General features: G+C 63.9%; 22 protein-coding genes. 6 read left to right on the top strand and 16 right to left on the bottom strand.

The window, feature by feature from the left end; all coding sequences use genetic code 11:
* Positions 1-84: 84 nt before the first annotated feature.
* Complete coding sequence (locus CAER_RS0114685) at positions 85-678, bottom strand: NAD(P)H-dependent oxidoreductase (protein WP_027236076.1); 594 nt, start codon at positions 676-678, stop codon at positions 85-87.
* Between the two features lie 108 nt (positions 679-786).
* Between CAER_RS0114685 and CAER_RS0114680 the strand changes: the two genes are divergently transcribed.
* A complete protein-coding gene (locus CAER_RS0114680) occupies positions 787-1,380 on the top strand; it encodes a TetR/AcrR family transcriptional regulator (RefSeq protein ID WP_027236075.1) in 594 nt (197 codons plus the stop codon).
* Between the two features lie 9 nt (positions 1,381-1,389).
* On the opposite strand, the gene CAER_RS0114675 is transcribed toward CAER_RS0114680, so the two are convergent.
* The 11 genes from CAER_RS0114675 to CAER_RS0114625 form a co-directional block, all read right to left on the bottom strand.
* Positions 1,390-2,010, bottom strand: coding sequence for a LysE family translocator (locus tag CAER_RS0114675; RefSeq protein ID WP_027236074.1), 621 nt, complete (start codon positions 2,008-2,010; stop codon positions 1,390-1,392).
* On the bottom strand, positions 2,007-3,104 hold the full coding sequence (gene recF, locus CAER_RS0114670; RefSeq protein ID WP_027236073.1) for a DNA replication/repair protein RecF: 1,098 nt from the start codon (positions 3,102-3,104) through the stop codon (positions 2,007-2,009). Before recF ends, CAER_RS0114675 begins: the two co-directional genes overlap by 4 nt.
* Positions 3,105-3,201: 97 nt before the next feature.
* The gene (dnaN, locus tag CAER_RS0114665; protein WP_027236072.1) at positions 3,202-4,320 is read right to left on the bottom strand and encodes a DNA polymerase III subunit beta; all 1,119 of its coding nucleotides are present in this window, start codon (positions 4,318-4,320) and stop codon (positions 3,202-3,204) included.
* Positions 4,321-4,578: 258 nt separating this feature from the next.
* The gene (locus tag CAER_RS0114660) at positions 4,579-7,029 is read right to left on the bottom strand and encodes a GcvT family protein (protein ID WP_027236071.1); all 2,451 of its coding nucleotides are present in this window, start codon (positions 7,027-7,029) and stop codon (positions 4,579-4,581) included.
* An 83-nt stretch (positions 7,030-7,112) separates the two neighbouring features.
* Positions 7,113-8,126, bottom strand: a complete 1,014-nt coding sequence (locus tag CAER_RS0114655; protein ID WP_051357781.1) for a GlxA family transcriptional regulator — start codon at positions 8,124-8,126, stop codon at positions 7,113-7,115.
* Between the two features lie 38 nt (positions 8,127-8,164).
* Positions 8,165-9,061, bottom strand: coding sequence for a homocysteine S-methyltransferase family protein (locus CAER_RS0114650; RefSeq protein ID WP_027236069.1), 897 nt, complete (start codon positions 9,059-9,061; stop codon positions 8,165-8,167).
* Positions 9,062-9,186: 125 nt separating this feature from the next.
* Positions 9,187-11,634: a GcvT family protein gene (locus tag CAER_RS0114645; protein WP_027236068.1), complete on the bottom strand. Its 2,448-nt coding sequence runs from the start codon at positions 11,632-11,634 to the stop codon at positions 9,187-9,189.
* 15 nt (positions 11,635-11,649) lie between these two features.
* A complete protein-coding gene (locus CAER_RS0114640) occupies positions 11,650-12,021 on the bottom strand; it encodes a GFA family protein (protein WP_027236067.1) in 372 nt (123 codons plus the stop codon).
* 9 nt (positions 12,022-12,030) lie between these two features.
* Complete coding sequence (locus CAER_RS0114635) at positions 12,031-12,600, bottom strand: helix-turn-helix domain-containing protein (protein WP_027236066.1); 570 nt, start codon at positions 12,598-12,600, stop codon at positions 12,031-12,033.
* A gap of 196 nt (positions 12,601-12,796) precedes the next feature.
* Positions 12,797-13,252, bottom strand: a complete 456-nt coding sequence (locus CAER_RS0114630) for a GAF domain-containing protein (RefSeq protein WP_027236065.1) — start codon at positions 13,250-13,252, stop codon at positions 12,797-12,799.
* Between the two features lie 97 nt (positions 13,253-13,349).
* On the bottom strand, positions 13,350-14,522 hold the full coding sequence (locus tag CAER_RS0114625; protein WP_027236064.1) for a thiolase family protein: 1,173 nt from the start codon (positions 14,520-14,522) through the stop codon (positions 13,350-13,352).
* Positions 14,523-14,616: 94 nt separating this feature from the next.
* On the opposite strand from CAER_RS0114625, the gene CAER_RS0114620 reads away from it, so the two are divergent.
* The 3 genes from CAER_RS0114620 (at position 14,617) to CAER_RS0114610 (ending at position 17,332) form a co-directional block, all read left to right on the top strand.
* Entirely contained in the window at positions 14,617-14,961 is a 345-nt protein-coding gene (locus CAER_RS0114620) for an STAS domain-containing protein (RefSeq protein WP_027236063.1), read from the top strand.
* Between the two features lie 34 nt (positions 14,962-14,995).
* Positions 14,996-15,445 carry an ATP-binding protein gene (locus CAER_RS0114615; protein ID WP_027236062.1) on the top strand — a complete coding sequence of 150 codons (450 nt, stop codon included), beginning with the start codon at positions 14,996-14,998 and terminating at the stop codon, positions 15,443-15,445.
* 312 nt (positions 15,446-15,757) lie between these two features.
* Complete coding sequence (locus CAER_RS0114610; protein ID WP_027236061.1) at positions 15,758-17,332, top strand: gamma-glutamyltransferase family protein; 1,575 nt, start codon at positions 15,758-15,760, stop codon at positions 17,330-17,332.
* 48 nt (positions 17,333-17,380) lie between these two features.
* Here CAER_RS0114610 and hspQ read toward each other — a convergent pair whose 3' ends face one another.
* Positions 17,381-17,707 (bottom strand): heat shock protein HspQ, encoded by a 327-nt coding sequence (gene hspQ / locus CAER_RS0114605; RefSeq protein ID WP_027236060.1) that lies wholly within the window; start codon positions 17,705-17,707, stop codon positions 17,381-17,383.
* Between the two features lie 86 nt (positions 17,708-17,793).
* Between hspQ and CAER_RS0114600 the strand changes: the two genes are divergently transcribed.
* The gene (locus tag CAER_RS0114600) at positions 17,794-18,681 is read left to right on the top strand and encodes an AEC family transporter (protein ID WP_027236059.1); all 888 of its coding nucleotides are present in this window, start codon (positions 17,794-17,796) and stop codon (positions 18,679-18,681) included.
* 67 nt (positions 18,682-18,748) lie between these two features.
* A complete protein-coding gene (locus CAER_RS0114595) occupies positions 18,749-19,336 on the top strand; it encodes a transglycosylase SLT domain-containing protein (RefSeq protein ID WP_027236058.1) in 588 nt (195 codons plus the stop codon).
* A 242-nt stretch (positions 19,337-19,578) separates the two neighbouring features.
* On the opposite strand, the gene CAER_RS0114590 is transcribed toward CAER_RS0114595, so the two are convergent.
* The 3 genes from CAER_RS0114590 to CAER_RS0114580 all read right to left on the bottom strand — a co-directional run bounded on the left by CAER_RS0114590 (position 19,579) and on the right by CAER_RS0114580 (position 24,579).
* A complete protein-coding gene (locus CAER_RS0114590; protein ID WP_027236057.1) occupies positions 19,579-20,163 on the bottom strand; it encodes a LolA family protein in 585 nt (194 codons plus the stop codon).
* Between the two features lie 79 nt (positions 20,164-20,242).
* Positions 20,243-23,284: a DNA translocase FtsK gene (locus CAER_RS0114585; RefSeq protein ID WP_027236056.1), complete on the bottom strand. Its 3,042-nt coding sequence runs from the start codon at positions 23,282-23,284 to the stop codon at positions 20,243-20,245.
* 116 nt (positions 23,285-23,400) lie between these two features.
* Positions 23,401-24,579: an aminotransferase class I/II-fold pyridoxal phosphate-dependent enzyme gene (locus CAER_RS0114580; protein WP_027236055.1), complete on the bottom strand. Its 1,179-nt coding sequence runs from the start codon at positions 24,577-24,579 to the stop codon at positions 23,401-23,403.
* Between the last annotated feature and the right edge of the window lies 1 nt (position 24,580).

Raw genomic sequence — 24,580 nt, 5'->3', positions numbered from 1 at the left:
CACATCTTCCTGTCTTTGCTTCGGGATTTTATACGAAGTCTGACCGGGAATGTCACGCGCAAGCCCCCTTTTTTCTTGGCAGAATCAGGCCGCTTTGGCCCCCAGCCCGCCAGCTGTCGCAAGCCAGGTTTTAACCTTGGCTTCAGGCGCATCGGTGGCCGGCGCGAATGTGCTGAAACGCGTGGGCTTGATGCCGACAAAGCCGAGGATCTGGCGGCTGATGAATTTCTTCACCGCGTTGCCGTAGAACAGCCGCAGCCACAGCGCAGGCGTGTCCGAGGTCAGCAGCACCCGCGCGGTCTTGCCGGTCAGCATCGGCGCCGGGAGCCCCATGAAACTCACATTGCGGGTGTCAAAGGCGCGCCCCGGCAGCAAGGCCCGGTCAAACACCGCCTTCAGCTTGGCCGGCACCGCCCCCCACCACAGCGGCGCAGCCATCACCACGTGCTCTGCCCATTCCAGATCCTCCAGAAACTGCGCAAGATCCGGCTCCAACGGCTTCGGGTTCTCATACCCGCCCTGCCCATAGTCCATGTCGAACTGCATTTGTGAGATGTCATGGCAGCGCACTTGGTGGCCGGCTTCCTCAGCCGCGGCCTGATAGGCGGCGCAGAGCGATTTTGACAGCGAGGTTTGGCCGGGGTGGCCGTTCAGGATCAGAATTTTCCGGGCAGACATATCGGACTCCGCAAGTTAAGTTGACCGTGGTCACTTTATTGAATCAAAAATGACCATGGTCAATTATAAAATTGACCATGGTCAATAACGAGATCGTGAGGCTGAGACATGACACGCGCCCCTCAGAAACGGCGGCTGGAAACCCGGGCAAGGCTGCTGGAAGTGGCGGCCGCCATCGTGCAGGAGCAAGGCTACAGCGGATTGCGGGTGGAGGATGTGGTGGCCCGCGCCGGCGTGGCCAAGGGCACCCTGTTCTCCCACTTCAAGGACAAGGACGGGCTGCTGGCGGTGCTGATCGGAGAAGAGGTGACGCGCCTGCTGGACGCAATGGAAGCCGGCGGCACCCCTTCGGACGTTGCCGCCCTCACCGCCCGGCTGGCTCCGCATCTCGATTACGTTGCGCAGGACCGCGTGATCTTTGATCTGCTGCTGCGCTATTCAGGCACCACGGCAGCGGAACCGGACGAAGTGGTGGCGGCAAGCTTTATCCGCCAAGTAACCTTGCTGACAGGCTGGCTGCAAACGCTGCAGGCAGCGGGCAAGGCCCGCAAGGACCAGCCGCCGGAACTGCTGGCAGAAGGCATCCAGGGCTTTCTCAACCATGTGCTGGGGGTGTGGTTTTGCGCCGAGCACGCGAATGACGCTTCGCCCGCCCAGGCGCTTGCACCCTATCTGCAGGCCTGGCTGCAGCCGCCCGGGTAGGGCCGGCGCTCAGGTGAAGGGGATCACCAGCCCCACACCGATCAGCAGCCCGCCCGACACCAGGTTGATGCGCCGCCGGATCCGCGCCGAGGTGATTGCACGCCGCACCCGGTGCACCATGCCCGCCAGCGCCAGGTTGCCGGTCAGCGGGATCACAAAGGACAGCGCCACGATGGCGGCCACATCCGGCCAGGAGGTGCCCGACAGGTCAAAGAACCCCGGCAGAACGCCCATATAGAACAGGATCGCCTTGGGGTTTCCCAGGATCGCGGCAATCCCGGCCATGAACCCGGCCCAGATCCCTGGGCGGGTCAGGGCCCGGTTTTCCTCCACTGCGTCGCCGGCATGGCGGATCAGCAGATACCCCATGCCGAGAAACATCAGGCAGGCCACCCAGCGCAAAACGGTCATGATGCCGGTGAACTCGGACACCACCCAGGACATGCCCGCAACGGCGATCAGCGGCCACAGGATATCGCCGCAAGCCACGCCCAGCGCCAGCGGCCAGGCCGCTTGAAATCCGCCCGAGACCGACCGCGCCATCAGCGCCAACCAAACCGGGCCAGGGGTCAAGAACAGGATCAGCAGCGCCCCCGCATAGAGGGTCAGATCCCAGGCAGAGACAGTCATTTTTGCAAAACCTCCGACGTGCCGCCGCTGTCCGAGACTTCCAGCACTTGGGCACGGCCCTCCAGTTCGGCAAACAGCTCCGGCCCGGTGCCGGTCATCCAGGCCTGGGTGCCCAGCGCGCAGATCTCGTCATACAGCGCGGCCCGGCGGCCTGCATCCAGATGCGCGGCCACCTCGTCCAGCAGCAGGATCGGCGGCGCGCCCTCGCGCTGCGCCAGCGCCCTTGCATTGGCCAGGATCAAGGACACCAGCAGCGCCTTTTGCTCGCCGGTGGAGCAATCCTTGGCCGGGATGCCCTTGGCCCGGTAAGTGCCGATCAGGTCGGTGCGGTGCGGCCCCACCAGGGTGCGGCCTGCCGCGAGATCCCGGAACCGGCTTTCCTGCAGCGCCTCGCGGAAATCATCTTCTGTCGCAGGCATGCTGCCTTCGGACTGCAGCAATTCCAGCTCAGCCGCGGGAAAGGCGGTTTCCGCCTCAGCCTGCGCCACTTGCAGCAGATCCACCGCCTGCACCCGCGCGGCGTGGATCCGGTGCCCGGCGGCGGCCATGCGGTCCTCCAGCACCCGGTACCAGGCCGCATCGCGCACCTGCTCCTTCAACAGCCGGTTGCGCTCGCGCATCGCTTTCTCATAGGCCAGCGAGGCCTCGGCATGGCCGGGCTCGAAACTCAGCGCGATCCGGTCTAGGAACCGCCGCCGCCCTTCCGCCGCCTCGATCCACAGCCGGTCCATCGCCGGGATCAGCCAGACCACCCGCGCCACCTGACCCAGCGCCAGCTGGCTGGCGGATTTGTTGTCGATCTTCACCTGCCGGGCGGTGCCGCCCTCGGACCAGGTTTCGACTTCATAAGCCTGCGAAGGCGCCCGCAGCTCTCCCCTCAGTTTCCAGCCCAGCGCTTCGGGCTGGCGCGCCATCTCCGCAGCGCTGGCGCGGCGCAAACCGCGGCCCGGCGAAAACAGCGACACCGCCTCCAGGATGTTGGTCTTGCCCGCCCCGTTGTCCCCGTAGATCGCCACCGGACGCCCGTCCAAACGCAATTCCGCCCGCAAATGCGAGCGGAAATGGGACAGGGTCAAGGCAGTCAGGGCCAGCACGAGGCGCGCTCCCTTTTCATTTTTCTAAAAATACCCGCGTCCCCCTGCCCGGCAGGCGGCTTTGCCGCCGAGAGGGGAGGCAGCGCCGTCAGGCGCTTCAGACCCGCATCGGCATCACGACGTAAACGGCGCTTTCGTCGTTGCCTTCGCGCATCAGGGTCGGATCCCCGGAGGAGTTGAACATGAACACGGCGTTTTCGCGGTCCACCTGGTTGGCGATCTCCAGCAGGTATTTGGCGTTAAAGCCGATTTCCAGCCGCTCGTCGTTATAGGCAACCGCCAGCTCTTCCTCGGCGGCACCGCTGTCGGGCGCATTGACCGACAGGATCAGCCGGTCCTCTTCCAGCTGCAGCTTCACCGCACGGGAGCGTTCGGAGGACACGGTCGCAACCCGGTCAACGGCTTGGGCGAACTCGGCGGCGTCCACTTCCAGGCGGCGGGTGTTGCCGGCCGGGATCACGCGGGTGTAGTCGGGGAAGGTTCCGTCGATCACCTTGGAGGTCAGGGTGATGTTCGGGGTGGCAAAGCGCACCTTGGTTTCCGAGACAGACACGGCGATGTCCATGTCATCATCATCCAGCAGCTTACGCAGCTCGCCAACGGTCTTGCGCGGCACAATCACGCCCGGCATGTCCTCAGCCCCCAGCGGCAGCTCGGCGTCGATGCGGGCCAGGCGGTGGCCGTCGGTGGCCACGGCGCGCAGAACTTTGCCGCCATCGCCCGATGACACATGCAGATAGACACCGTTCAGGTAATAGCGGGTCTCCTCGGTAGAGATCGCGAATTTCGACTTGTCAAACAGGCGGCGCAGCACCGCGGCCTTAGCGGCGAAGTTCGAGTGGTACTCGGACGAGGCCATCACCGGGAAATCCTCGCGCGGCAGGGTCGCCAGCGAGAAGTTGGAGCGCCCGGCCTCAACGGTCAGACGCCCGGTTGCGGCATCAGCGGTCAGGGTGACCAGCGCGCCGTCGGGCAGCTTGCGGACGATCTCGTGCAAGGTGGTGGCGGCGACGGTGGTGGCCCCGGCGCGCTCCACCTGGGCGGGGGCTTTGTCGACCACCTCGATATCCAGATCGGTGGCGCGGAACTGGACGCTGTCGCCCTCGGCTTCGATCAGCACATTCGCCAGGATCGGAATGGTGTTGCGGCGCTCGACCACAGACTGCGCCTGAGCCACAGCCTTGAGAAGCGTGCCGCGTTCGATGCTGATCTTCATGTCCCAAATCCTCTTCGTCAGGCCCGTGTCTGGTGCCGGGACAAGCAACCTACCTGTTTACCCCTGCCGCACAAGGCTTTTTATGGATTTCTCCAAGGGATTTCCGGCGGGGTCAAGAGGCGGCGGGCGGCTTGGCTGCGAAACCGGTGGAAACGTTGCACCGGAACCCGAAACTGTCCTTGCCGGGGCACGGAATGAAGTACGCCCCAGCGCTGGGGCCGGGGCGTGATACGGGCAGGTGAAACGACTGGAGAGGGCTTAGGCCTTCACCCGCTCCGATTTCGGATCGTACATCGGCTTCAGCGAGGCCTCGGCCCTCACCTTCACCCCGCAGACGTCGATCTCGTAGGTGGAGCGCAGAACATCCGCGGTGCTTTCGCTTTCGCACGGCACATAACCCATGCCGATGGCACCGCCCAGCGTGTGGCCGTAGTTGCCGGAGCTGAGGTAGCCCACGTATTCGCCGTCGCGGATGATCGGCTCATTATGGAACAAGAGCGGCTCGGGGTCGGTCAGCTTGAACTGGACCATGCGGTTTTTGGGACCGGTTTCCTTGCGTTCCAGCACCGCAGCTTTGCCGATGAAATCGTCCTTGCCGGTGGCAACCGCAAAGCCCAGGCCCGCGTCGATCACATTGTCCTCGCAGGTGATGTCGTGGCCGAAGTGGCGGAACCCCTTCTCGATCCTGCAGCTGTCCATCATGTGCATGCCGCAGAGCTTGAGGCCCATGTCCTGGCCCGCTTCCCACAAGGTTTCGAAAGCGTGGCCCGCCATGTCGGCGCCGACATAGATCTCCCAGCCCAGTTCACCCACGTAGGTCACCCGGTGCACACGGGCGAGACCCATGCCCAGTTCGATCTCTTGCGCGGTGCCAAAGGGGTTCACCTCGTTGGAGAAGTCGTTTGGCGAGACCTTCTGCAGCAGCTTGCGCGCATTCGGCCCCATCACCGCCAGCACGCCCTCGCCTGCGGTCACATCGGTGATCACCACGCGGTGGTCGCCCGCGTGGCGCATCATCCAGGTCTGGTCGGCCAAGCGGGTCACTGCCGGGGTCACCACCAGATAGGCGGTCTCGCTCAGGCGGGTGACGGTCACATCCGCCTCGATCCCGCCGCGGGGGTTCAGGAACTGGGTGTAGACGATCTTGCCCGCGGGAACGGAGACATTGGCACCGCAGATGTAGTTCAGGAATTTCTCGGCATCCGGACCTTCGACGCGGATCTTGCCGAATGAGGACATGTCGTACATGCCGATATTTTCCCGCACGGCGCGGTGTTCGGCGGCGGAGTTCTCAAACCAGTTCTGGCGCTTCCAGCTGTACTGGTATTCGCGCTCCTGCCCCTCATTGGCAAACCAGTTGGCGCGCTCCCAGCCGCCGATTTCGCCCATCACAGCGCCCTGCTCCAGCAGGTGATGGTGGAACGGAGTGCGGCGCACGCCGCGGGCGGTGGCCTTCTGGCGGTAGGGGAAGTGGTCGGCGTAGAGGAGGCCCAGAGTCTCTTTGGAGCGCTCGAACAGGTAGTGCTTGTTGCCCTGGAAGGGGTGCATGCGGGAGATGTCCACGTCACCGAGGTCAAACGGCTTCTGGCCGTCTTCCATCCACTGCGCCAAGGCCATGCCAGCGCCGCCGGCCGACTGGATACCGATCGAGTTGAAGCCTGCCGCGACCCAGAAGTTGTCCATCTCCGGCGCCAAGCCGAGGTGGTATGCGTCATCCGGGGTAAAGGACTCGGGGCCGTTGAAGAACGTGTGGATACCCGCCTCTGCCAGCATCGGCATCCGGTTGCAGGCCGCTTCCAGGATCGGCTCGAAATGGTCGAAGTCCTCGGGCAGCTGATCGAATTCGAAGCTGTCGGGAATGCCGTTCATCGCCCAGGGCTTGGCGTTCGGCTCAAACGCACCCAGCAGGATCTTGCCCGCGTCTTCCTTGTAATAGGCGCATTCATCCGGGACGCGCAGCACCGGCATCTGGGTGAGGCCCGTGATCCCTTCGGTGACGATATAGAAGTGTTCGCAAGCATGAAGCGGGACGTTGACGCCCGCCATGCGGCCGACCTCGTGGCCCCACATACCCGCGCAGTTCACCACCATGTCGGCCTCGATATGACCCTGCGACTGGCCGTCATCGCTGGCCCAGTCGACGCCGGTGACGCGGCGGCCGTCCTTGGAGATGCCGGTGACCTTGATGCGTTCCTTGACCAATGCGCCGCGCTGGCGGGCGCCTTTGGCCAGGGCCAGCGCGATGTTGGCCGGGTCGCCCTGCCCGTCCTTGGGCAGCCACACGCCTGCGGTCACGTCGCCCACATTCAGGTGCTCGTAGCGGGCTTTGACTTCCTCGGGGGAGATTTCCTCAACCTCGACACCGAACGCGCGCGCCATTGCTGCCTGGCGGAAGATCTCTTCCTTGCGCTCTTCGCTCAGGGCAACGGTGATCGAGCCGCAGCGCTTGAAGCCGGTGGCGACACCGGTTTCCGTTTCCAGCGAGCCATAAAGTTCCTGGCTGTACTTCGCCAGCTTGGTCATGTTGGCGGTGGCGCGCAGCTGGGCGATCAGGCCCGCGGCGTGCCAGGTGGTGCCGGAGGTCAGCTGCTTGCGCTCCAGCAGCACGACATCTTTCCAGCCGAGCTTGGTCAGGTGATAGGCCACCGAGCAGCCGATCACGCCGCCGCCGATAATGACCACGCGGGCCTTGTTGGGAAGATCGCTCATGTCATCGCTCCACATTCAGTGTCCGGCCTCATTTATCACGGGCAGGCGGCGCAAAATGCATCAAAAACGTCAGACTCCCCAGGCTATTCTCCGGCTGTGAGGATATTTTCCGATCCGTCCTCGCCCAGTCTGCGGCGCTTGCGCAGGGCAAAGGGGGTGATGCCGAAGAAGCTTTTGTAGAGACTGGAAAACCCGTTCGGAAACCCGCAGGCGAGGCCGATTTCCCGCACGCTCATGGTGGTGTTGAGCAAGAGGTTGTTGGCCTTGGACAGGCGCATTTCCCGGTAAAAGCCGTTGGGAGTGGTGCCGAGGAAGGTCTTGAACTTGCGCTCCAGCGAGCGGGTGGAAATGCCAAGCTCGGCAACAATTTCGCTGATTGGCACCGGTTCTTCGATGTTGTCCTGCATGATGCGGATGCAGTGGTCCAGGTCGCTGTCGCCGGTGATCGTCGGCTTGGCGCCGGCGAAGGGCTGCAGCGAGGAGAAGTCGCGCACTTGTTCGTGCAGCATGATGTTGGCCACGGTCATCTGCGCCGCGGCAGAGGTCAGCCGCCCGACGAGTTCCAGCGCAATGTCGACAGTGGAGCCCATGCCGGCGCAGGTCACCACCATCCCGTCCTCGCTGGCCAGCGCGTGGCTGGAATCGTTCAGCCCCATGCGTTCGCGCAGCAAGGCGGAGTTTTCCCAGTGGGTGGTCAGCCGCCCGGACGCGCCGCCCTGGTCGCGGATATAGCGGGCCGCAGCCTCCGCCAGCAGGTAGACCTTGATGCCGCGGCAGGTGTAGCTGGAAATCACCCGGCCCAAGCTGAGACCCGGGTGGTCCGGGTCGGAGTTGCCAAGGAAAAAGGCGTAATCCGCGTCAGGCTTGACCGCAAAAGGTTCGGTATCGAGGCTGAGGCCCGCCCGGCAGCCGACGCGTCCGCCCTGCAGCGAGCGCACCGTCCATTTGAACGGCGGCTGGGCCAGCACCCGGTTGGCGATCCGCAGCACCTCGAGGATTGCCGACATTTCGACCAAGACAAAGCCTTCGGTGACGATGATGTCGATGGTCCAGACCCGGGCAGGGTCGGCTGCTTTGGATTTTTCCGGAATTGCCATGCTGATCCCCTCCCCTGGGCAGACGATGTCAGACAGTGTCAGACGATCCGATGCCCGGCAGCACGCAGCTGGCGGGCCAGTTCGGCAATGTGGTCCGGGCCGACTTCACAGCAGCCGCCGACGATGGTGGCGCCCTGGGCCACCCAGCCCATCGCAAATTCCGCGTAGGCCTTGGGGTCCAGATCCTGGCGCTGCTCCAAGGCGTCCACGGTCGGCGCATCCTTCAGAAAGCCTTCGGAAATACGGGTAAAGCCATTGGCATAGGCCCCGAACGGCTTGCCGAAGTTCCTCACGATGTTCAGCCCGTCGCCGATCACCTCCGGACGGGAACAGTTAAGCAGAACCGCATCGGGCTGGTACTCCCCGACGACCTGCGCAAGCGCCGAAAGCGGTTCGCCAGAGCGCAGCAGGGTGCCATCCTCGTCATTGACGGAAGCGGACAGCCAGACGGGCTTATCAGTGTCAGAACAGCCCAGAAGCGCGCCTTTGGCATGCTCCAGCGAGGAGACCGTCTCAATCAGGAAGAGATCCGCCTTCGGCTCCAGCAGCGTGACCAGCTCGGCATATACCTGTTTCGCTTCGTCCTGCGGCGGGCAAATGTCCGGGCGGTAGGAAGCAATCAGCGGGCCCAGCGCGGCAGCGATGCGGCCTGAGCCATGCGCATCCCGGGCCGCCGCCGCCTGTGCCGCGGCTTTTTCCAGCAGCTCTTCGAAATGGTCTTCGATACCTGCGCGCACCAGACGGTCACGCAGCACGGCATAGGTATTTGTGGTGGCAATGGTGGCGCCGGCGGCAAAGTAGTCGGCGTGAATCCCGCCCACCACATCCGGCCTGTCGATCATCACCGAGGTTGACCACAGGGGCGTTGCCCTGTCACCGGAGCGCTTGACAACCTCCTGCCCGATCGAGCCATCCAGAAGCGTGATTTCAGCCATACCGAACCGTCCTTTTCTACCGGTGCCTTGCGCCGCCAGGATACAGGAAACGGTCCGGCGGCGCAGGCTGTCTTGCAATAGGGCGTCAGCCCGGGCAGATCGCCGCCCGGGCTCATGCCGGCCGATCAGGCGCGCAGGCGTTCGTTCGCCGGATCCCACAACGGTTCGTCTTTCTGAACCACCGCGCGGCATTTCTCACCGTATATCTCAACCTCCAGCTCAGTGCCCGGCACCGCCAGATCGGCGCGCACCATGCCCAGCGCGATGGAGGCATTCACACGGTAGCCCCAATCGCCGGAGGTGGTTTCCCCCACGATCTCCCCGTCCTTCCAGATGCAGGACATGTAGGGCGCATCCGCATCGCCGGCCTCGACAATCAGGGTGACAAAGGACTTCTTCACGCCCTGCTGCTTTTCGGCCTGGATCGCGGCCTTGCCCGGGAAGTCCTGCGGCTTGTCCAGCTTGACGAACCGCTCAAGGCCCCCTTCGAGCAGCGAATAATCGGTGCTGAGGTCGCCCTTCCAGGTGCGGTAGCCTTTTTCAATACGCAGGGAATTCAGCGCATACATGCCAAACGGCTTGGCGCCGCCCGCCAGCAGGGCCTCGTAAATCTCAGGCTGATGCTGGTTGGCGCAATGCACTTCCCAGCCCAGTTCGCCCGCATAGGACACCCGTGCCAGGAAGGCGGGCTTGCCTGCAACGGTGGCTTCCTGATGGGTCAGCCAGCCGAGCGACAGGTCAGCATCCGAGATGCCTGCCAGCAGCTCCCGCGATTTCGGGCCCGTGACGATCATGGTCGCGAAATCTGTGGTGCGGTCAGTCAAGGTCAGGCCCTCGGGCAGCGCCTTGCGTAGAATCTCGAAGTCGTGCCACTGGGCCGAGCCCGCAGTGATCATTGTGAAGTGGTCTTCGCCATGACGGATGCAGGACATCTCGGTCAGGATGCGGCCGCGGTCGTCAGAGAAGTAGACGAGGTTCATCCGCCCCGCCTTGGGCAGACCGCCGGTAATCATGCCGCGCAGAAACTCGGCTGCGCCCTCGCCGTCCAGGTTGAAGCGGGAAAAGCCCGGCAGATCCAGCACGCCGACGCTGTCGCGCACCGCTTCGCATTCTTCCTTGATCCGCTGCTGCCACGGTCCGGAGCGGCCCCAGGTATGGGTCGCTTCCTCGGAGGTGTCATCACCATCCTTGGCAAACCAGTTGGCGCGCTCCCAGCCGTTGTAGGCGCCCATCTGGCCGCCCAGTCCGATGATCCTGTCATGCACCTGGCTGACCTTCTTGCCGCGCGCAGCGGGCCATTCGTGGTGCGGGAAGTGCATGGCGTATTCGTTGCCGTAAACCTCCATGCCTTTCTGGTCGCAATAATCCTGATCGGTGTAGTCGGTGTAGCGGCGCGGATCGACCGACCACATGTCCCATTCGGTCTGGCCATCAACGATCCACTCCGCCAGCACCTTGCCGGCGCCGCCGCCCTGGGCGATGCCAAAGGTGAAAACGCAAGCCTCAAACGCGTTGTCGACACCCGGCATCGGGCCGATCAGCGGCAAACCGTCGGGCGCATAGGGGATCGGGCCGTTGATCACGCTGGACACACCCGATGAGGCCATCAGCGGCACCCGCTCCATCGCATCGGTCACGATGTCCTCGATCCGGTCCAGATCGTCCGACCACAGCTGGAACGAGAAATCGTCCGGCATCTGGTCCTCCTCGGTCATCCAGTGGCCTTTGCAGTTCGGTTCGTAGGGGCCGAGGTTGTAACCGTTTTTCTCCTGACGCAGGTAATAGGAGACATCCACGTCGCGGATCAGCGGCAGCTTTTTTCCGTGCTCCTTACTCCAGGCTTCCACTTCAGGGATTTGCTCAGTCAGCAGGTACTGGTGGCTCATCACCATCATCGGCACAGTGCGGCCGCCGTACTCCTTGAACCACTCACCCACACGCTGAGCATAATAGCCGGCGGCGTTCACCACATAATCGCATTCGATGTCGCCCTTGTCAGTGTGCACGATCCAGGTTTTGTCTTCCTTCTGCGTCACACCAGTGGCCGGGCAGAAGCGGATGATCCTCGCGCCCATGTCACGGGCGCCCTTGGCCAGTGCCTGTGTCACCTGCGCCGGGTCGATGTCGCCATCCGACGGATCCCACAGCACACCTTCCAGATCATGGGTTTCCAGGAACGGATAGTTTTCCTTGGCTTGCTCCGGGGTCCAGATTTCCATCCCGATGCCCTGGTAACGGCCCATGGAGCAGGCGCGCTCGAACTCCTGCATCCGCTCCTTGGTGTGCGCCAGGCGGATCGAACCGGTCTGGTGATAGTTCATCGGATAGTCGACCTCCTCGCCAAGGCGCGAATAGAGCTCGGTCGAATAGCGCTGCATGTTCATGATCGACCAGGAGGTCGAGAAGGTCGGGACGTTGCCCGCGGCGTGCCAGGTCGAGCCGGCCGTCAGCTCGTTCTTTTCCAAGAGCACGCAATCGGTCCAGCCCTTCTTGGCCAGATGATAAAGCGACGAGCAGCCGATGACGCCGCCGCCGATGATGACCACACGGGCCTTGGATGGAAAATCAGACATGTTCGCTCCCTAGTCTCAGTCTTCTTGCGGCACGCCGTCCGCAATCTGGTAGTAGTCGCCCTTGGAGGCGGTAAAGATGTGCTTTTCGACGCTGAGACCGGTGTTCCCGTCGACGGCGCCTAAAGCAAAGCTGGTGGTGTCTTCGCCCGCCCCCTTCCAGAACAGGAAAGAACCGCAGCGCGGGCAGCTACCGCGCTTGGCCTGTGGCGTTGCCTCGAACCAGCTCACCGGACCGGTGATGGCGAGGTCCTCATCGCGCACCTGAGCCGACGCCCAGATGCCGCCGGATTGCTTGCGGCACTGGCTGCAATGGCACATCGAGGCACCCTGCGGCCGGGCCGCAGTTTCAAACCGGATGTCGCCGCAAAGGCAGGATCCCTTGATCATTTTTCCCTCCTAATAAACCGGCGGCGCGATCACCCAGACAGCCACGGCGGGCTCGTCGTAGGGGTTCGACCACTGATAGGGCTCATGCTTGATCCGGAAGCTGTCACCGGGACCGACGGTAAAGCTGCGGCCGCCGATCAGCAGGTCCAGCCTGCCCGAGATCATGTAGCCGACCTCCTGTGTCGGCCGGTTGGCCGGCGTCTGCATCCGCGAGCGCGGCTGGAAGGTGGAATGCACCATCTCGAAATCGTCGGTCAGGTCGGGCGACAGCAGCTCTTCGATCAGCCCTTCCTCGCCAGACCCCATCGGCCGGCGGGAGCCTGCGCGCACGATATACCCATGTTCCTCCGCCGGGGCGCCGGAATGGGCAAACAGCATCGACATCGGCACGCCCAGCGCCTCGGCAATCTGGCGCAGGTCCGAGATCGAGGGTTCGGACATGTCGCGTTCAACCTGGCTCAGCCAGCCGACCGAGCGGTTCAGAACCGCAGCGATATCCGACAGCGTCAGCCCCCGCGCCTTGCGCAGGGCCCGGATATCGGCCCCCAGTGTCGCTGCTGCCAGGGTCTGGTCGTTCACAGCCTCTCTCCTCGTTCGTGAAAAAATCCTCTTGTTTTTCACGATGCCCCGAGTCCGTGAAATTTCCAAGCATTTTTTCACGTGAGGCTTTCCCCCATAAAAAACCCGGCGCACAAAGGCGCCGGGCTCTTTCATCTTTCAAAAAGCACTCTGGGGTGAGGCCGCAAGGCCGAGGGGCAAAGCCCCTGCCGGCGAATCAGCTTTGGCCGAACACCTGCCGCAGGATCGCGGCTAGCTGGTCAGCATCTTCCTGGGTGAAGGCATCGGGCCGGTCGCTGTCAATGTCAAAAACCCCGATCAGATCGCCCGCCGCATTCCAGACCGGCAGCACCAGCTCCGACCGGGTCGAAGAGGCGCAGGCGATGTGGCCGGGAAAAGACTCCACGTCCGGGACCAGCTGCACCTCGCCGCTGCGTGCGGCTGCGCCGCATACACCGCGCGAAAACGGGATTTGCAGGCAGCCATGGCCACCCTGATAGGGTCCGATCTTCAGCAGCTCCGGCGCAACGGCGCGGTAAAAGCCGGTCCAGTCGAACCGGCCGTCGGCGTGATGCACCTCGCAGGCGACGGTGGCCATAAGCGCCACTTCATCCGTCTCGCCTTCGGTCAGCGAAGCGATGGTTTTGGCCAGTGTTTCATAATCGGCCCGCATGAACAGCCCTCCTTAAACGCAGCAGAGGGGGCTGTCTGCCCCCTCTTGACCTGACGGTCAATTCACCCCCGAGGATACTTCGGGCCAGATGAAGGGATCACACCCGCTCGATTGCGATCGCGGTGCCTTCGCCGCCGCCGATGCAGATAGCTGCGACCCCGCGCTTGAGGCCGCGCTTTTCCAGCGCGTTCAGCAAGGTGACCATGATCCGCGCGCCGGAGGCGCCGATCGGGTGGCCCAGCGCACAGGCGCCGCCGTTCACATTCACCTTGTCGCGGGGCAGGCCCATTTCGTGCATGAAGGCCATCGGCACCACGGCGAAGGCCTCATTGACCTCCCACAGATCGACATCCTCAACCTTCCAGCCGATGTTCTTGAGCAGTTTCTGCGCAGCCGGAACCGGCGCGGTGGTGAACCAGCCCGGCGCCTGGGCGTGGCTGGCATGGCCCAGAATGCGGGCGCGCACATTCAGACCCTGCGCCTCGGCAGCCTCGGCGGAGGCCATCAGCAGCGCCGCGGCGCCATCCGAAATGGAAGAGGCATTGGCGGCGGTCACGGTGCCATCCTTGCGGAACGCCGGTTTCAGAGTCGGGATCTTTTCCGGGCGCGCCGATTTCGGCTGTTCATCGGCATCCGTGACCACTTCGCCCTTACGGGTTTTCACGGTCACAGGCGCAATTTCACCATCGAAGGCACCGCTTTCCTGTGCTTCCAGCGCATTGGACAGCGATTTCAGCGCGTATTCGTCCTGGGCTTCGCGGGTGAACTGGTATTTCTCCGCGCAGTCCTCCGCAAAGGTGCCCATCAGGCGGCCCTTGTCATAGGCGTCCTCCAGCCCGTCCAGGAACATGTGGTCGATCACCTGGCCATGGCCGATGCGGGCGCCGCCGCGCATTTTCGGCAGGATGTAGGGGGCATTGGTCATGCTCTCCATGCCGCCCGCAATCATCGTGTCCGCGTGGCCCAGCGCAATCTGGTCAAAGGCGATCATCGCCGCCTTCATGCCGGAGCCGCACATCTTGTTGAGCGTGGTGGCCGGCACCTCTTCGCCCAGGCCCGCCGCAAACCCGGCCTGGCGCGCCGGCGCCTGGCCCTGGCCCGCTGGCAGCACACAGCCCATCAGCACCTCGTCGGCAGTGGCCGCGCCGGCCCCTTCGAGGGCCGCCCGGATGGCCGCGCCGCCCAGCTCCGAAGCCGTCACCCCGTCGTACATTCCCTGGAACCCGCCCATCGGCGTCCGGGCTGCTCCGGCGATAACAACATCTTTCATGCAATTTTCCTCCAATCGTCAAAATTATACCTACAGAAAAGTAAGCTTTGCGGTCTAGAGTGCAGCCAAATGACGTTACATCCCGGGGGAAGAAATGAGCCTGACGACCACCATGACGGACGATGCCCAGATCGTCAAAGTCAATGCCGAACGTATTGACGCCGCCATGGCCATCCAATTCAAAGAGGACATGCGGACGGAAACCGAAAGCGGCCCGGAGCGTGTGATTTTGGATCTGTCCGAGGTCCAGTTTATCGATTCCAGCGGGCTTGGCGCAATTGTCGCGGCGATGAAGCAGCTGGGCGGCAGCCGCAAGCTGGATCTCGCCGGTCTGACCCCGATGGTGGAAAAGGTTTTCCGGCTCACCCGGATGGACACGGTCTTTGACCTTTATGGTTCGCTGAGCGAAGCAACCGCGCCTGCTGACGCAAATTCCTGAAGACGATGCGCTGGCGGCGCAAAGCGAGAAATTGATGGTAAAAACCTTTGCCTGCTCGTTCACGGCCACAAATCTGGATGCCCGCCAGGGGATCCAGTCCGTGGTCAGCAAACTGCGGTCCCTCGGGGTTCCGGGTGCCCGCGTGGACGAGGTGCAAATTGCCCTGACCGAAGCCGTGAACAACGTGGTCGAACACGCCTATGAGGACAGACCGCCTGGCGATGTCCGGATCCGGGGGGAGCTGTTCCCGGAGCGGTTGTGGATCAGCATTCAGGATGCCGGCAGCCCGTTCCCCAAGGGTGAGCTGCCCGAGGGCAAACCCGCCGACATCAGCGGCCCCGCAGACAGCCTGCCCGAAGGCGGCTTTGGCTGGTTCCTGATCCGGGAACTGGCAAGCCAGGTCCAGTACGAGCGGTCGGAGGGAAACAACAACCTGTCGCTCTGCTTTGAAATCCAGGTCACCAGCCCTTCTGAAAACTCCTGAACCAGGTCCCGCCCCGGCCCGCAGGCAAGCCGTCGGTTAGCTGCATTTTTAACGCTCCGCCACACCGGCGCCGCATTCCCGGCAAACCGCAGCCCAATACATATGCGAAACCTTACCTGTAGCTGAAACGAGCTTCCCCTGGTGCCGCGTATCCTAGCCCCCACCAGTGCACGGCACCGGGGACATCTCTTTCAAACCGCTCTCCCGCCATTTGATCCGTAACGTTCCGTCCCGCCGCAGCGGACCGGGAATTTTATTGCCTTCCTGCACCGCCTGCCTAGGCTCTGTCCGGCAACAGCAGGGAGCCGGAGCATGCGCGACTTTCATCTTCCCGGGCGGTCAGCCGTTTTCGCAGGCAACGGCCTGTGCGCTACTTCTCACCCGCTGGCGGCCGGCGTGGCGGTGGATATCCTCAAGCGCGGTGGCAATGCGATGGATGCGGCCCTGGCCGGGGCGGTGCTGCTGGGCATTTGCGAACCGCAGATGACCGGGATCGGCGGCGACTGCTTTGTGCTCTTTTCGCGGCCGGGCAGCGGGGTTCAGGCGCTGAACGGATCGGGCTGCGCGCCTGCGGCCGCCAGTGCCGGCGCCATGCGGGAACGGGGCCTGCACGCGGTGCCGCTGGGCAGCCCCGAGTCTGTTACAATCCCTTGCGCAATCGATGCCTTCTGCCGCCTTGCCGAACGCGAGGGCCGGCTGGGGCTCGATACGCTGCTTCAGCCCGCGATACATTATGCAGAGGAAGGCGTGCCGGTGGCGCCGCGCACGGCCTTTGATTGGAAGAACGGCGCCGGCACGCTGCAAGGCGCGGCCCGGCGCCATTATTTGAGGGACGGGAACCCCCTGCGCAGCGGCGAGGTTTTCCGGGCGCCCGGTCAGGCCGAAGTCCTGCGCCGCATCGCCAAACACGGGCGGGATGCGTTTTATACTGGCGACGTGGCTGAGGACATGGTCCAGGCGCTGGCCGCACTAGGCGGCGTTCACACGCTGGAGGATTTCGCCGGCGCAACCAGTTTTGCAACACAGCCGGTAAGCGGACAGTACAAGGCGCATGAACTGGCCGAGCATCCGCCCAACGGTCAGGGCGCGACGGCAATTCTTCTGCTGAATATCCTCAAGCACTTTGACCTTGCCCGGATGGACCCGTTCGGGGCCGAACGGGCGCATATCGAGGCTGAAGCCGCCAAGCTTGCTTATGATGCGCGCAACCGGTTTCTGGCTGATCCGGACCACACCTCGCGGCTGGCGCATATGCTGGCCCCGGAAACTGCCGCCAGCCTTGCCACGCTGATCGACCCCAAACGCGCGATGTCGGCTGCCGCGCCGCTGAGCGAGGCCGTGCACAAGGATACGGTCTACATCACCGTGGTGGACAAAGACCGGATGGCCGTGTCGCTGATCTATTCGATTTTCCACGGCTTCGGGTCCGGCATCGCGTCAGAGAAGTTCGGCATCCTGCTGCAGAACCGCGGTGCGGGTTTCACCCTGGAGGAAGGCCACCCGAATGAGCTTGGCCCCGGCAAGCGGCCGATGCACACGATCATCCCCGCCATGCTGCAGCAGGACGGAGAGGTGATCATGCCCTTCGGTGTGATGGGCGGCGGCTATCAGCCCGCGGGTCACGCCCGGCTTGTCACAAACCTGCTGGATTTCGGCATGGATCTGCAATCCGCCGTCGACGCCCCGCGCTGCTTTGCCGACGGCGGCGTGCTGAAGGTCGAGCGCGGGTATGCGGCGCCGGTTCATCAGGCCCTTGCGGATCTGGGGCATAAGATAGAGGTGCCGGACACACCGCTGGGCGGTGCGCAGGCTGTCAGGATCCATGCCTCGGGCGTTCTGGAGGGCGCCAGCGATCCGCGCAAAGACGGCTGTGCGCTGGGGTATTGATGGGCAAATCTGCCACTGTTTCGATCAGCGGCCGGTCTCGTGCGGCTCTCAGTTCAACTGGTAGTGCAGCGCATAGGCGCCGCCATCGAAATTGCCGAACATCTCAGGCACGTCCGGGTGGCCGACCGGCTCCCCGGAGTAATCCGCCACCAGGTTCTGCTCCGAGACATAGGCCACATAGTAGCTTTGGTCGTTCTCCGCCAGCAGGTGGTAGAAAGGCTGGTCCTTCACCGGACGGCTGTCCTCGGGGATTGCCTCGTACCACTCCTCGGTGTTGGAGAATTCCGGATCAACGTCGAAAACCACCCCGCGGAAGGGGTGCTTCCGGTGGCGGACGACCTGCCCAAGGTTGTATTTCGCTCGTGTTCTTAACATGGTCATGCTAGCCCCCGTTCTTTGTAAATAGCGCGCTCGCGCAGCAATTGTCCAACTCTTGGCGCAAATTTTCGGGGAAACAGATTGTGAACCTGGCTCTGACAGTGCTCGAAATCACCGCTCCGGTGTTCCTCCTGGCCCTGGCCGGGTTCCTCTGGGTGAAACTTGGTTTTGAGTTCCGGACCCAGTTTGTCACCCGGCTGGCAATGACGCTGGCGGTGCCCTGCCTGATCTTCACCGCGCTGATGAACACCAGCCTGGACAAGGCGGCGCTGGGGACATTCGTGCTGGCCGCGCTGGCAGGACATGCGGTGATGGCAGTAGCGGGCGAGATCCTCTGCCGCACCGGCGGGCTGGAGCGGCGGACCTATCTGGCGCCGTTTATCTTTGGCAACACCGGCAACCTGGGCATTCCGCTGGCGATGTTTGCCTTTGGCGAGGCCGGGCTTGGCTATGCCGTCGTCATGCTCGCCGTGTCTGCCATCCTGTCTTTCACTTATGGCATCTACCTGGTGGCCGGGCACAGTGCGGGCAGCAAGGCCATCCGGGAGCCTATGGTCTGGGCCACACTGCTGGGCGCGCTGTTCCTGTGGCAGGACTGGGAAACCCCGCGTTTCCTGACCAACGCGCTGGAGCTGACCGGGCAGATGGCGGTGCCGCTGATGCTGATCACCCTCGGGACCGCCGTGGCCCGGCTGACGCCCGGCGAAACCGGCAAGGCGGTTGCGCTGTCACTGGTGAAGTTCCTGGTCAGCGCCGCCGCGGGCTGGGGCCTTGCGGTGGCGTTCGGACTGGATCCGACGGCTTCGGGCGTGCTGATCCTCCAGCTGGCCACCCCCGTCGCCGTCACCGCCTATCTGCTGGCAGAGAAATTCGAGGCAGATTCCAGCGCCGTGGCGGGGCTTGTGGTGGTCTCGACCCTGATGTCGGCGCTGCTGCTGCCGCTGCTGCTGAGCCAGGTGCTGGAAATTTGATTTTCACACCGGCCGCAATCCGCTAGAGTTGCCGAAAACATACCCAATACAAAAATGGGCTGAGGCAATGAGCAGATTCCTGAGCGCCCTTGTACTCCTGATGGCGGTCGCGTCATGCGGAGGCGGGCACAAAGCGCCGCCGCGCAACCTGGATAACGCGTGCAGCATCATCCAGCAGCGCCCCGAATACCTGAAGGCGTTCCGCGCCACCCAGCGCCGCTGGGGCGTGCCGGTGCATGTGCAGATGGCAACCATCTATCACGAAAGCCGGTTCCGCGGCGACGCCCGCACGCCGCACCAGTTCCTGCTGGGCGTGATCCCGGTCGGGCGGCAATCCAGCGCCTATGGCTACAGCCAGGCCCTGGACGGCACCTGGGACGATTACCGCCGCGATACCGGCCGGCGCCGGGCCAAGCGCGACCGGATCAGCGATGCCGCTGATTTCATGGGCTGGTACATGCGCAAGAGCTACGAGAAAAACGGCATCCCGCTCTATGATGCGCGCAATCAGTACCTGGCCTATCACGAGGGCCATTACGGTTATGCCCGCGGCAGCTACCGGTCGAAATCCTGGCTGATGCGGGTGGCCGGCAAGGTCGAATCCCGCGCTCAGACCTATCAGGCGCAGCTCGCCACCTGCCGCAAGTTCCGCTGAGGCCCAGCAGGCGCGGCGCTCCCGCCCGCCTCGCGGTCTTTCTGGCGAAAGACGCTCAGCCGTTGGGCCGGGCACCGCGCTGACGCGCGGTGCGGTACCGTGCCGTTTGCCCTGTTACAGCTGGAAGAACGCGGTTGCGCGCCGGGCGCCAGCCCGGCGCCGGGCCCAAGGCCGACAGGCGGTTCCGGCGCAGCCGGAGCAGCCGCGGGCGCGGGAGCCGCCGTTGCGCTGTGGGACGTGCCTTAGCGGGATCTGCCGCTGGTGGCGAACAGACTGGAAGACAGCTTCTGGCCGGTTGTCATTGCGCCCAGGATGACGGTTGTCTTGCCCCCTGCGCTGTCATGGATCACCCACTTGCGCAGCTCCACCGGATCACCGGTGAACATCATCTCGATACTGCCGTAATCCGGATGCTCCGGATCCTGCGCCCGCACGATGGTCGAGGTTCCGTCAAAGCTGTGCCCCACCACCATGTTGGCGCGACCCAGATCCACCCGGCGGTCGAGGATAATCGACAGCGGCGTCCGTTTCAGCGGATAGGTCTCTGGCGGCTGGTTCGACTTGGGGTCGTGAATCACCACCGCCCCGCCGCCGGCCACCACCGTGCCGCCGCCCTTGCCGTCATACTCAAACCGCATCCGCCCCGGCCGGTGCATATACAGCTTACCGGTCGACAGGCTGCCATCATCGTTGATTTGGGTGAAGGGTGAAGACGCTGTGGAGATCCCGTTCAGATAACTGGAAATCTCGTTCAGGCTCAATTTCTCTGCCGCCCAGGACGCCGGCGCGGCGAGGGTCAGCGCAATGGCAAGTGCAATCCGTTTCATGAGTCCAACATAGGTGCGGCATTGCAGATGTGAAGATGCCGGACCCGCGAGGATCCGGCATCGGCAGAATTTTGTCAGCTCACTGTTCGGGAACCAGAATTTCCCGCTTGCCAACGTGGTTGGCGGCAGAGACGACGCCCTCTTCTTCCATCTGCTCCACCAGACGGGCCGCTTTGTTGTACCCGATCGCCAGCTTGCGCTGGATGTAGGAGGTGGAGCACTTGCGGTCCTTGATCACGATGGCAACAGCCTGATCATAGAGCGCATCCTCGCCATTGGTGTTGCCGCCGGTGTTCAGCCCCAGAACCGCGTCGATATTATCGGCCTTGTCGTCGTCGGGGCCGTCCAGCACGCTGCCGACGTAATCCGGCGGGCCGAATTGCTTGAGGTGGTTTACCACCTCCTCAACCTCTTCATCCGAACAGAACGGGCCGTGGCAGCGGGTGATCTTGGCGCCGCCTGCCATATAAAGCATGTCGCCCATGCCCAAGAGCTGCTCAGCGCCCATCTCGCCCAGAATGGTGCGGCTGTCGACCTTGGAGGTCACCTGGAAGGAAATCCGGGTCGGGAAGTTTGCCTTGATGGTGCCGGTGATCACATCGACCGAGGGACGCTGGGTGGCCATGATCAGGTGGATGCCGGAGGCCCGCGCCATTTGCGCAAGGCGCTGGATACACGCCTCGATCTCCTTGCCCGCGACCATCATCAGGTCGGCCATCTCGTCAACGATCACGACGATATAAGGCAGTGCCTTGGGTTCGAACTCTTCAGTCTCGAACACCGGCTCGCCGGTGTCGTCATCAAATCCGGTCTGCACCGTGCGCGAGAACATTTCGCCCTTGGCCAGCGCATCCTTCACCCGGCCGTTGTAGCCCGCGATGTTGCGCACGCCCATCTTGGACATCTTGCGGTAGCGGTCTTCCATCTCGCCGACGACCCACTTCAGGGCCACAACCGCCTTTTTCGGGTCGGTCACAACAGGGGACAGCAGATGCGGGATGCCGTCATAGACCGACAGTTCCAGCATCTTGGGGTCGATCATGATCAGGCGGCATTCATCCGGGGTCAGCTTGTACAGCAGCGACAGGATCATGGTGTTGATCGCCACCGACTTACCGGAGCCGGTGGTGCCCGCGATCAGCAGGTGCGGCATCTTTGCCAGGTTCGCGACCATGGCGTCGCCGCCGATATCCTTGCCCAGCGCCAGCGGCAGCGCGTGGTTGCCGTCGCCGAAGTCGCGGGAGGACAGGATTTCGCGCAGCACCACCTTCTCACGGTTCTCGTTCGGCAGTTCGATGCCGATCACGGTGCGGCCGGGCACGGTGGACACCCGCGCCGACAGCGCCGACATGGAGCGCGCGATGTCATCCGCCAGGCCGATCACACGCGAGGCCTTGAGGCCCGGCGCCGGCTCCAGCTCATACATGGTCACCACAGGGCCGGGACGGACCGAGACGATCTCGCCCTTGACGCCATAGTCGTCCAGCACCGTTTCCAGCATCCGGGCGTTTTCTTCCAGCGCTTCATCGCTGAGGTGGTGGCGCTCGATGCTTGCCGGGTTGGTCAGCAGGCTGAGCGGCGGCAGCTCGAAATCGCTGCTGCTGTCGTCAAAGGCCAGATTTGGCTGGGCCTCGGCCTTGGCGCGCGCCGACGGCTGCACAGTCTTGCGCACCGGCTTTTCAACAACTGCCTTGCGCGGCTCTGCCACCGGCAGGTCAACGGTCAGGCGCGGCCCTGCCTTGGTTTTTTCCGGGGCGGGCGAAGCCGGCGCGGCGGACAGCGGAAGCGCTTCGGAGGGCACGTGGTCCGGGGTCAGCGTATCGGGACCGGGAGCATCGCCGCCGGAGTCGGGATCTTCGTGCCGCTCTGCAACTGGCGCTTCAACTGGCGCTTCGGGGATCGCAGCCTCCTCCGCAGGCGCCTGCCAGACCAGGGGCGGCTCGTCCGGAAGCGGCGGCACCGGGTTCAGCGCTGCGGTCAGCGGCGGCTCGGGCGGCAGCCCGCCCTGGGCGGCTGCCGGATTGAAGATCAGCGGCGCAGGGCGCTGACCGCGGCCTTTGGTCAGCGGCAGGTTCGGATCCTGTTCCGGCGGCACATCAGCGGCACGGCGGATGCGGACGGCATTGGCGATTTTCTGGGAAATCCGGTCCTCGCCGGCCTCTCCCTCTGGCAAAGTTTCAGCGTCATCCGCTGCCTGCATCTCTGCCGCATGGGCGTGTTCTGCCGCCGGCGCAGGCGCGGCGCGGCGGATCAGCCCCGGCATTCGGGACAGCAGCCCACCCTTGGCCGGCGCTGCCGGCTCTGCCCGGGCAGCCTCATCCATATAATCGCCATAGGGCTCTTCGGGATAGTCCTCGAACATCTCCGGGCCTTGGTCTTCGCTTGCATAGGCGGCAGCCTCATCGGCTTCTGGTGCCCGTCCGGCCCGCTCCTTGCGGTAGGTCATCGCGGCCTGCAGCCCGCTGGAGGCGCCGCGGCCCAGCAGAGCGGCAACCGCGCCATAGCCCAGGATCAGCCCGACCATGACCTTGTGCAGGCCTTTCTTCACCTCCAGCCAGGTAAAGCCCAGCACGGCGCAGCCCAGCGCCAGCATCCCTGCCGCACTCAGCAGCGACATGATCTTGACCATGAAATGCAGGCTGACCGGCAGCAGCGCCAAGAGCGCGCCCAGGAAGGTGTAGCCCACCATGCCGCCCAGGCCGAAATCATAGTTCTGCTGCCAAGTAGAGCTGGCATTCAGGGTTTCCATATGCAGCGCCACGATCAGCAGCCAAGGCACCGACAGCAGCAGCGGCCAGACCACCCGGTCCTCGCCCCGGTGCAGCACAAACCGCAGGCCCCAAGCCGACAGGAACAGCGGCAGCGCCCAGCTGGCCTTGCCGAACAAGGTGATCAGGATGAAGGAGACAGAAGCGCCCGGGCGGCCCAGCCAGTTCTGCACCGGCGCGTCAGTGGAAACGGTCCAGTTCGGATCCTCCGGCGTGTAGGAGCCAAGCATGGCCGCAACCATCAGCCCCACCAGAATCAGGGCGATCCCGATCAGTTCCTTGCCGCGCTTTTCAATGGCCGCCTGCATATTGCTGTCGAGCAGCGGATCGCGGCTGCGGGTTTGAAATGCCATGCCTACCTCAGTTCCGTTTCCTTTGCCCGTGCCCCGCTGTTCACCGCGGGGTCACGCGCCTGTCCGTTTTTTGGTCTTGGCTGTGCGGCCCCCAGCCAGGCGCCGCGCAGCAGAATTCAGTAAAGACAGCCGCGCAGCGTGCTCAGCGCCTTGCGGGTGTCCTCGGCGGGGGCGACAAGCGCCACCCTGATGTAGCTCTCGCCCGGGTTCTGCCCAGGTTCGCCCTGCGCCAGATAAGCGCCGGGCAGCACCCGCACACCGGTTTCCGTCCACAGCTTCAGCGCGGCCTGCTCGCCGTTGTCCACCGGAAGCCACAGAAAGAAGCCCGCTTCGGGCGCCATATATCCGTCGAGGCCGTCGAAGACCTCATCGGCGATCTTGTATTTTTCCTGATAAAGCGCACGGTTCTCCGCCACATGCGCCTCATCCGCCCAGACCCTGGCGGCGGCAGCCTGCAAGGGACCCGGCAGCGGAGCCCCGGAATAGGCCCGCAGCTGCTTGACGCGTTTGATGGTTTCCGGCCCGCCCGCAATCAGGCCAGAGCGCAGGCCCGGCAGGTTCGACCGTTTGGACAGCGAGTTGAACAGCACCACGCGTTCAGGATCGGCGCCCAGCTCCTGCGCCACGGTCAGCGCCCCCACGGGTGCCTCATCGCGGTAGATTTCGGAATAGCATTCATCTGCGAAGATGCGGAAATCGTGTTTCTCGGCCAGCTGGATCAGCCGGGTCCAGTAGTCGCGCGACGCCACAGCGCCCTGCGGGTTGGCAGGGGAACAGATATAGGCGACTGCGGTACGGTTCAGAACGTCCTCCGGCAGGTTTTCATAGTCCGGCAGATGACCGGTGGCTGCCGTCGCGGGGATAAACACAGGCTCTGCGCCGACCGAAATCGTCGCGACCATGTAGACCTGGTAAAACGGGTTCGGGATGAGCACTGCCGGCTTCTGGCCGTTCTTCTGCTCCGGGCACAGTGCCATGGCGGCGTTATACAACCCCTCGCGGGTGCCGTTCAGCGCCATGATCTGCGTTTCCGGATCGGCGCTCACGCCATAACGGCGGCTGATCCAATCCGAAATGGCACCGCGCAGTTCCGGCGTGCCGTCGTTGTTCGGGTACTGGTTAAACCCGGCGGCGTTTTCCGCGATGACATCGGTGACCCAGGCCGGAAAAGCATGTTTCGGCTCGCCAATGGTCATATGCACCACATCCCCGCCGGGGGTGTGATGGTCCAAAAGCGCCCGCAGGCGCGGAAACGCATAGGCTGGCAGGTTCGAAAACCGCTCAGGAAAATCCATA

Origin of the sequence: Leisingera caerulea DSM 24564 (genome assembly GCF_000473325.1) — a bacterium.
GTDB lineage: Bacteria > Pseudomonadota > Alphaproteobacteria > Rhodobacterales > Rhodobacteraceae > Leisingera > Leisingera caerulea.
The sequence above is the reverse complement of the archived record's forward strand: the minus strand, read 5'-3'. Positions and strand labels throughout refer to the sequence as shown.